An 8,566-nucleotide genomic window follows, 5' to 3' on the forward strand; every position below is an offset into this window, starting at 1 on the left:
TCCCCGACGGGCTCGGGGGCATCACCGAACGCCTGGAACGGGTCCACCTGCCCGCCCGCGGGAGGGGCAGGCGGGAGAACGGCCGGGGCGGGCGTGGGTTCACGCGCGACCCGGAAGGTGTTCTGACATTTGGTGCAGCGGACCTTGACCCCTTTTTCCGTCACCTTCTCGTCGGGGATCTTGAACCGCGTCTGGCACTGTTCGCACTGGACGATCATGAGGTCGGGCCGGGGGGAGTCGGAGCATAGGCCTGGCGGGCGGACACGGCGAGTCGGACCCGGGCAACTTGCTCGCTTCCGACCCCTTTGATACGAGGTTCGCCCCTTTGGAACTCAAGTAGTAAACCAGTAAATGCCAAGGCGCAGCCGGGGTCGGAGACGACAGACATGAGCGAGGCCGAGCAAGCAGGCGCTCCCAGCAGCAAGGAGCCGAAGATCATCAAGCGCTACACGAACCGGAAACTCTACGACACCGTGGAGAGCCGGTACGTCACCCTTGATGAAATCGCCGCGATGATCAAGGAGGGAACCGAGGTGCGGATTGTCGACAACCGCACGAAGGAAGACCTGACGTCGGTCACCCTCGCGCAGATCATCTTCGAGGAGGAGAAGAAGAAGAACCAGATGCCGCTGTCGGTGCTGCGGGAGATCATCCGGCACCCTGGCGAGTCCATCTCCGGGTTCATCCAGAAGGAGGTCACGCCGCGCGTGGCCTCCATCCGCGAGGAAGCCGAGCAGCGGCTGGACAAGCTGCTGCGCCGCGAGGACGGCACGCCGGAGACTCCGACGGAGGCTCCCGCCGCCACGGCGGTTCCCACCGAGGCCAGCCCCGCGAGCCTCAATCCGGCGGAGCTGCTCAAGGCCAGCCAGCGCGCCTTCGAGGACTTCCAGCGCCGCATGGACGAGCGCGTGAAGCACGTCGTGGAGAACCTCACCGGCAACCTCCCCGCCCTGGGCCGCGACATGCAGGCGCTCACCCAGCGGCTGGAAGAGCTGGAGAAGAAGCTCGACGCCGTGGAGAAGGGCGACAAGAAGGACACCAGCGCTTCCTGAAGCCCTGGTGAAACCTGACGGTGAGGCCTGACGCCCGCGCAGCCTTCCGCCGGGCGTCGCTTCAGGCCACCTTCGGCAGGGCCCGCTTCCGCTTCGTCGGGGCGGGCCCGCCGTGGATCTCCGCCGCGATGGCCGCGAGCATCCGCGCGCCCGGGCTCCGGGGCGCGTACTCCCAGATGGTCTTCCCGTGGCTCTGGGCCTCGTCCACCTTGACGCTGTAGCCCAGCGGCGTGGCCGCGAGCGCGTCCGGGAAGTACGCCCGCAGGCGCTCCAGGATGGCCGTCGCCAGCGCCGTCTTGCGGTACAGCGTGGGCACCACCTTGGTGACGCGCAGGTCCGCGCGCCCCTCGGACTCGCCCACCTGGCGCACCGTCTCCGCCAGCTCCGCGCACCCGTCCAGCGCCAGGTACGTCAGCGCCACCGGCACCACCACCTCCGTGGCCGCCACCAGGATGTTGCGCGTGGTGAGCCCCATGGACGGAGGCGCGTCGAACAGCACCACGTCGTAGCCCGCCGCTTCCGCCTCCCGCATGCGGTCCGCCAGCCGGTGCGCGCGCCGGGGGTCCTGCGCCACCACCACCGGGAACTCCGCCATCTCCTTGTAGGAGGGCACCACGTCCAGCCCGGGCACGCCCGTCGGCTGCACCACGGACGCAAGCGATACGTCCGGCTGCGTGAGCAGGTGGAACACGTTCCGGGGCAGCGTGCGCACGTCCAGCCCCAGCGACTTGCCCGCATGGCCCTGCGTGTCCAGGTCCATCAGCAGCACGCGGCACCCCTGCTTCAGCGCGAGCCACGCGGCGGTGTTCACCGCGAGCGTCGTCTTGCAGGTGCCGCCCTTCTCGTTGATGAACGCGATGCGCCGCACGGGCCTGGGCATGGGGAAGGGCCCGCTTCGCTACTTCTTCTTCGAGGTCGACGTCGCGGTCGCGCTTGAGACGAGCGTGTCCACCTTGCCCTCGACGGAGGACAGCAGCTTCTCCAGGTCATCCACCTTCGAGCGCAGCTGCTCCAGGTCCGCGGTGGACGGCAGGTTCATCGCGGACAGCGCCGTGCGCAGCGCCGTGTCCAGCGTCCCCTTGGCCGCGAGCGAGCGCGACACCAGCGACTGCACCGCCGCCACGAACTTCTCGTTGGAGAGCAGCTGCTGCGCCAGCTTGCCGACGCGCTCCTCGCCCGTCTCCACGAGCTTCTTCATCATCGGGTTGTTCTTGAGCATGGATGGAACCATTCAGGTGCGGACCCGCCTGCCACCGCGCTCGCGGGCAGCGGGACGTCTGGAAAGAGACGCCGCACTCTGGGAGGGGCCAACGCGACGTGTCAAGCAGGGGAACAATGGCGGTTTCCCCCCGTGGACTCTCGTTGACTCTCCGGGGGGCCATCCCTACGGTTCGCGCGCCCTTATGCCCGGACTGCTCGACAAACGTCTCTGGATCGTCTCCGGCAAGGGGGGCGTGGGAAAGACCACCATCGCCGCCGCGCTGGCCCTGGCCTCGGTGCGTGCGGGGCGCCGCACCCTGGTGTGTGAAGTGAACACGCAGGAGCGCGTCAGCCGCTTCCTGGAGCTGCCGGAAGCCGGCCCGGAAGTGAAGAAGCTGGAGGAGAACCTCTGGGCGGTGAACGTGCGCCCGCATGAGGCCATGCGCGAGTACGGCCTCATGGTCCTGCGCTTCGAGACCCTCTACAAGACGGTCTTCGAGAACCGGCTGGTGCGCTACTTCCTGCGCTTCATCCCGTCGCTGCAGGAGCTGGTGCTCCTGGGGAAGATCCTCTTCCACCTCCAGGAGAAGCTGCCGGACGGCCGCTGGAAGTACGAAACGCTGGTGCTGGACGCGCCCGCCACCGGCCACGCCATCTCCTTCCTGAGCGTGCCGCAGGTGCTGCTGCAGACGGTGCCGCCGGGGCCCATGACGCGCGAGGCGCTCAAGATGCGCGACCTGCTGGTGGACCCCACCGTCACGGCCGCCATCCTGGTGGCACTGCCGGAGGAGATGCCGGTGAACGAGGCGCTGGAGCTGCACAGCGCGCTGCGCGACCGGGTGCACATCCGCACGCACGCGGCGGTGCTCAACCAGGCCTTCCCCCAGCGCTTCACGGAGGCGGACCTGGAGGCGCTCGCGGACCGGCCGGACCTGCGCAAGGTGGCCCAGGCGCACCATGACCGGGCCTCGCAGGCGGTGCTCGCGGGCACGAAGCTGGAGCGCAACCTCCACGCGCCGGTGTACACGGTGCCGCGGCTGTTCGTGCCGCGCTTCGGACGGGACGCGGTGGAGACGGTGCTGAGCCATCTGGAGTCGCTGGTGAAGGGAGGCGTGGGAGCATGACGGCGCTGCAAACGGCGCTCGCGAACAAGCGCGTGCTCATCTGCGTGGGCTCTGGCGGCGTGGGCAAGACGACGGTGGCGGCGACGCTCGCGCTGCGCGCGGCGGTGGATGGACGCCCCAGCATCGTGTGCACCATCGACCCGGCGAAGCGGCTGGCCAACTCGCTGGGCCTGTCGGGCCTGGGCAACACGGAAGCCGAAGTGCCCGCGTCGGTGCTGGAGCCCCTGGGCGTACACCCCAAGGCGGCGCTGCACGCGATGATGCTGGACATGAAGGCCACCTGGGATGACCTCATCACCCGCGTGGCCCCGCCGGATCAGCGCGAGCGCATCTTCGCCAACCGCTTCTACCAGTCCCTCTCCACGGCCCTGGCGGGCAGCCAGGAATACATCGCCATGGAGAAGGTCTGGGACCTGCGCCGGCGCAGCGACTATGAGCTGGTGGTGCTGGACACGCCGCCCACCGCGCACGCGCTGGACTTCCTGGACGCGCCCAACCGGGTGCTGGACTTCCTGGACAACGAAGCGGCCAAGTGGCTCCTCACGCCCGCGCTGAGGGCGGGCAAGGTGGGCCTGTCCCTCTTCAACCTGGGCGGCAGCTACGTGACGCGCGCGCTGTCGCGCTTCACCGGCACGGAGATGCTCCAGGAGCTGTCCAGCTTCATGGTGACGCTCTCCTCCATGAACGAGGGCTTCCGCGAGCGCGCGCGCGGCGTGCGCGAGCTGCTGGAGGACCCGACGACGGGGTTCGTGCTGGTGACGAGCCCCAACCCGGAGCGCCTGGACGAGGCCATCCACTTCCACGGCCTGCTCAAGCAGAACCGCATGGAGATGACGGCCATCGTGGTGAACCGCGTGCACCCGGTGCCCACGCCGGAGCTGTGGAAGGACGCGGCCACGCTGACGCCCACGCGCCGCGCGAAGGTGGAGGAGACCCTGCGCGAGCAGCAGGTGCTGGCGCAGCAGGACCTGGAGGGCATGGCGCAGCTGCGCGCGGCGTGCCCGGGGACGCCCCTCATCCAGGTGCCCCGCTTCGGGCTGGACGTGCACGACCTCACCGCGCTGTGGAACACAGGCCGCTATCTCCTGGGCGACGACGTCCTCGCCTGAGCGCCCTCCCCCACTCCGGGTGACAGAGCGCGGGGCCCCACCCTGCATTAGACTGGCTCACGGCGAAGGCGGGCTGGGGAACCCACCGGGTCTCCCGGATGTCGAAGGGCCGGGGTGAACGGGTTCCGGACGGGAGCAGGCGCATGGACGGCAGGAAGCGGATGGATGCAACCGGAGGCGCCCGGCGGTGGCTGTGGGTGGGCATGCTCGGCCTGGGCCTGGGGCTCACGGGCTGCCGCACCACGGGCGCGGCGACGAAGCCGGACGGGACGCCGAACAAGCAGGTGGTGGCGTTCGACCCCGTCACGGTGACGGCGGACCTGGAGCTGGACCGCCTCAACGACGAGGAGCTCTTCGCGGGCGGCACCTCCGCCTTCGCGGCCAACGACTTCAAGCAGGCGGCGCGCTACTTCGGCCGGCTCGTGGACTTCCACCCGAACAGCCCGCACCGCCGGCAGGCGCTCTACAACGCGGGGCTCGCGCACCAGCGCCTCAAGGAGTGGGACGACGCCTACGGGCGCTTCTCCGAGCTGGCGGAGCCGGCGAAGGGCCAGGGCGACGCGCTGGACGCGTCCTTCCGCGTGGCGGAGACGCTCTACCACCTGGAGCGCTACGACGAGGCCACCGCGATGCTGGCCACGCTCGCGGCGCGCGAGGACCTGAGCGCGGGCCGCCGCATCGAGGCCCAGGTGCAGCAGGGCATCTGCCAGGTGGAGTCCGGCCACACCGACGACGCGGAGGCCACTCTGCGCAAGGCGCTGACGGCCTACGACGCCCTGCCGGACAAGGCGGAGGTGGAGGACTACTTCCCCGCGCAGGCGCACTTCTTCGTCGGGGAAATCTATCGGCTGCACTACGAGGCGGTGAAGCTGGAGGCCAGCCGGGGCAGCGACGGGCTGGCGCAGGACCTCAACTACAAGGCGGAGCTGCTCCTGTCCGCGCAGGGCCACTACCTGCGCTCCATCCGCGTGGGCAACGGCTACTGGGCCACCGCCGCGGGCGCGCAGATTGGCGCCCTGTACGAGAACCTCTACGAGCACATGGTGAACTCGCCCACGCCTCCGGAGCTCAACGCCGAGGAGGCGGGCGTCTACCGCCAGGAGCTGCGCAAGAAGATCCGCGTGCTGCTCACCAAGTCCATCAACATCTACGAGCGCACCCTGGAAGCGGCTGAACGCATCGGCTCGCAGAACGCCTTCGTGGACCGCACACGCGAGAGCCTGGAGAAGGTGAAGTCGCTGCTGCTCGCGGACGCGGACTCGGAGACAGAAGGCCCCTCCGTGACCATGCCCGCCTCCAACGCGGGCCCGCACCAGCCCTGAACCGGACAGGCCCCGGCTGGGCACGGGGCCCTCGCCGGGCGTAGCCTCGCGGGCCACCGCCCATGGACCCGCTCTTCACCCCGGAACAGCTCGCCGAGATCCACGCCTACCACCAGCCCTATTACATCCGGGCGGCGGTGGATCCGCTGGTGCGGCTGGGGCTGAGCGTGCTGCTCCTGGCCGTGCTCGTACGGCCCGTGTACCGGGGGGCCACGGTGGCGGCAGCGGCCCTGGAGCGCAGGTTCGGCTTCCTGCGCACGGCCCCGGTGAGCCGCGCCTTCTTCGCGGCGATGGACCGGCTGTGGGGTGAGAGCGGCTGGGGCGCCGCCATCCTCTTCGCGCTCTTCATCGACCTGGCCACCCAGCTGCTCTACGCCCCCGCGAACGTGTGGTTCTTCTACGTGCTGGAGCACCGGCACGGCCTCTCCAACTTCACCCCCGCCACCTTCGCGTGGATGTGGTTCAAGGGCACGTTCGTGAACGCGTTCGCCCTCACCGCGCTCGTGGTCGGCCTGTATGGCCTGGCCCGCCGCGTGCGCCGCTGGTGGTGGGTGCTGGGCGTCCCGGTGGCGCTGCTGATGCTGGTGGCGTCCGCGTTGGACCCGTACCGCGCCCGCCTCTACTACGACCAGACGCCCCTGCCCGACGGGCCCCTGCGCTCGGGCATCACCGCGCTGATGCGCAAGGCGGACATCTCCTTCTCCGACGTGGTGGTGGAGAAGACATCCGTGACCTCCAAGCGCGTTCAGGCGTACTTCGCTGGCCAGGGCCCCACGCGCACCATCGTCCTCAACGACGTCATCGTGCAGGAGCTCGCCCCGGACGAGGTGCTCGCCGCGGTGGCGCACGAGGCGGGGCACGTCAGCGAGCCCCGCTGGCCCGGCCGCATCGCCTCCTCCTTCGCGCTGCTGGCCCTGCTCTTCCTCATCGACCAGCTGCTGCGCCTCGCGGCCCGCCAGGGCTGGTGGGGCGTGCAACGCGTCGGCGACATCCGCACCCTGCCCCTGGTGTCGCTCCTGGTCTTCGTCCTGATCTCCCTCGCGAACCCCGTCTCGGGGGCCTTCTCCCGCGAGCGCGAGCGCGAGGCGGACCGCTACGGCCTGCACCTCACCGGCGACCGCGACGCCTTCCGCCGCATGCTGGTGAAGGCCGCCCGGGTCAACAAGATGGACCCCGAGCCCCCCCGCTGGGTCGTCCTCAAGGGCATGAGCCATCCGCCCATCGGCGAACGGCTCGCCACGCTCGACGCACCCTGACCTGCTTCAAGAAGCTGCCGGCGAATGGGCCCCCGAACTCCACTCCCCCTCGCCATCCGGCCCATCCTCCGGCAGCCGCCTCCGGACCGCTCCCCAACTGTCCGGCGGCATATCCGTCTTGAAATCTCGTGTGTCGCTGCCCCTGGCGGGCGGGCCGCTGCGTCCCTGACGGCGGCCCGCGCGCACCGCCGCTACGTCTGGGCGTCCGCCTTCAGCTTCTCCACCGCCACCAGCGTGATGGCCTTCACCAGGGCGCGCGCACGGCGGCCCGCGGACGTCTCGCCGTGCGGATCCACCTCCACCGCGTTGGAGATGTCCGTGAAGCCCTGACGCTCGCCGCGGCGCAGGTACAGCTCCCCCCGGCCCGCCAGCGCCACGGGGTTGCGCGGATCACCGGCCAGCGCGTGCGTGTACTCGGTGAGCGCGTCCTCCACCCGCCCGAGCTTCTGGTACACGGTGCCCAGCGCCGCGTGCGCCGCCGAGTCCTTCGGGTTCCCCTCCACGAGCCCCTCGAACAGGATGCGCGCCTCGTCCATCCGCCCCGCCGCCGCCAGGTCGCAGCCCACCTGCGCGATGGCCTTCGCCTCCTCGAAGGTCATGCCCTCCACCTCCGCCCAGGTCGTCTCCCCCCGCGCGAACGCCTTCAGCCTGCGCGCCGTTCCGGTCTCCATCGTCAGTCCCTCGCCGCCTTCGTGTTTGATGATGCGTCCCATGGCGGCTCTCACGCGCTGCGCAGGTTGGAGATGGCCGTCTTCGCCATCTCGTTGAACTTCGACGACATGTTGCTCATCAGGTCGAACATGGCCTTGCGCTTCTCCATCAGCGTCTGGAGCCGCAGCTCCAGTTCCTGCATGCTGGTGTCCAGCTTCGCGCCACGCGCCTTGTCCTGGTCGCTGGTGCCCAGCCCCGCGCGCTCCTCGCGTGCGCTGGCCATCTCGTTCATCACGTCGAGCAGCTCCGCGTCGGTGTCCTCGGTGATGCCCATGAGCAGCGCCTGGACCTTCTGCTCAATGCTCATGTTCGGGTTGTCCACGATGTCCCGCGCCCGCGTGCCGCCCGTGCTCCGGCCACTCCCGCCCGTCGAGGACGTGCCCGGCAGCTTCGCCACCGCCGCCAGCTCCGCGCTCAGGTCCTGGCGGCTCGCGACGCCGTCCTTGCTCCCGGTGCCCGCCGCCATCTCCAGCCGGTTGAAGTACTCCGGGTTGTCCTTGAAGAACTGCGCGGCGCGCTTGAGCGTGGGGGACGCCGCCGGGCTGCCGAGCAACGCCTCCAGGTTCGACATCGACAGCTTCCCGTCCTTCGCCCCCACCGCCGTGTCGAAGGTGTCCCAGTTCTGGTCCAGCACCCGGAGCGCGTCGCGGTAGCCGGCGAGGTTCGGATCCAACGAGCCGGAGCCCGACGTCCCACTGCCCCCCGGACGCCCCGGTCCTTCCGAGCCCGAACCCGAACCCGGGCCCGGACGCCCCGAGCCACCGGTGCCCGGACGCCCCGAGCCTCCCGTCC

General features: G+C 70.1%; 9 protein-coding genes and 1 pseudogene. 5 read left to right on the forward strand and 5 right to left on the reverse strand.

The annotated features are described in order from the left end of the window. A partial coding sequence (locus D7V97_RS36070; RefSeq protein ID WP_199729054.1) for a zinc-ribbon domain-containing protein occupies window positions 1-218 on the reverse strand: 218 nt, incomplete at its 3' end. Window positions 219-386: 168 nt separating this feature from the next. Here D7V97_RS36070 and D7V97_RS36075 point away from each other — a divergent pair. After that, complete coding sequence (locus D7V97_RS36075) at window positions 387-1,052, forward strand: polyhydroxyalkanoate synthesis regulator DNA-binding domain-containing protein (protein ID WP_120615160.1); 666 nt, start codon at window positions 387-389, stop codon at window positions 1,050-1,052. A 61-nt stretch (window positions 1,053-1,113) separates the two neighbouring features. Here D7V97_RS36075 and D7V97_RS36080 read toward each other — a convergent pair whose 3' ends face one another. Then, window positions 1,114-1,920 (reverse strand): ParA family protein, encoded by an 807-nt coding sequence (locus D7V97_RS36080; protein ID WP_120615167.1) that lies wholly within the window; start codon window positions 1,918-1,920, stop codon window positions 1,114-1,116. 30 nt (window positions 1,921-1,950) lie between these two features. Then, window positions 1,951-2,271 (reverse strand): hypothetical protein, encoded by a 321-nt coding sequence (locus D7V97_RS36085; RefSeq protein ID WP_120615161.1) that lies wholly within the window; start codon window positions 2,269-2,271, stop codon window positions 1,951-1,953. A gap of 184 nt (window positions 2,272-2,455) precedes the next feature. On the opposite strand from D7V97_RS36085, the gene D7V97_RS36090 reads away from it, so the two are divergent. The 4 genes from D7V97_RS36090 (at window position 2,456) to D7V97_RS36105 (ending at window position 7,063) form a co-directional block, all read left to right on the forward strand. After that, complete coding sequence (locus D7V97_RS36090) at window positions 2,456-3,376, forward strand: ArsA family ATPase (RefSeq protein ID WP_120615162.1); 921 nt, start codon at window positions 2,456-2,458, stop codon at window positions 3,374-3,376. Continuing rightward, complete coding sequence (locus tag D7V97_RS36095; RefSeq protein ID WP_120615163.1) at window positions 3,373-4,485, forward strand: ArsA family ATPase; 1,113 nt, start codon at window positions 3,373-3,375, stop codon at window positions 4,483-4,485. The genes D7V97_RS36090 and D7V97_RS36095 overlap by 4 nt, the downstream gene beginning before the upstream one ends. Before the next feature lie 203 nt (window positions 4,486-4,688). Then, window positions 4,689-5,807, forward strand: a complete 1,119-nt coding sequence (locus D7V97_RS36100) for a tetratricopeptide repeat protein (RefSeq protein ID WP_199729055.1) — start codon at window positions 4,689-4,691, stop codon at window positions 5,805-5,807. Window positions 5,808-5,869: 62 nt separating this feature from the next. Then, window positions 5,870-7,063 (forward strand): M48 family metalloprotease, encoded by a 1,194-nt coding sequence (locus D7V97_RS36105; RefSeq protein ID WP_120615165.1) that lies wholly within the window; start codon window positions 5,870-5,872, stop codon window positions 7,061-7,063. A gap of 191 nt (window positions 7,064-7,254) precedes the next feature. On the opposite strand, the gene D7V97_RS36110 is transcribed toward D7V97_RS36105, so the two are convergent. Both D7V97_RS36110 and D7V97_RS36115 read right to left on the reverse strand, forming a co-directional pair. Continuing rightward, window positions 7,255-7,776 carry a tetratricopeptide repeat protein gene (locus tag D7V97_RS36110; RefSeq protein ID WP_120615166.1) on the reverse strand — a complete coding sequence of 174 codons (522 nt, stop codon included), beginning with the start codon at window positions 7,774-7,776 and terminating at the stop codon, window positions 7,255-7,257. Window positions 7,777-7,784: 8 nt separating this feature from the next. Beyond that, window positions 7,785-8,566 (reverse strand): annotated as a pseudogene (locus D7V97_RS36115) (hypothetical protein); the annotation flags it as partial.

It is taken from the genome of Corallococcus sp. CA053C (assembly GCF_003611675.1).
In the GTDB taxonomy this organism is placed as follows: Bacteria; Myxococcota; Myxococcia; order Myxococcales; family Myxococcaceae; genus Corallococcus.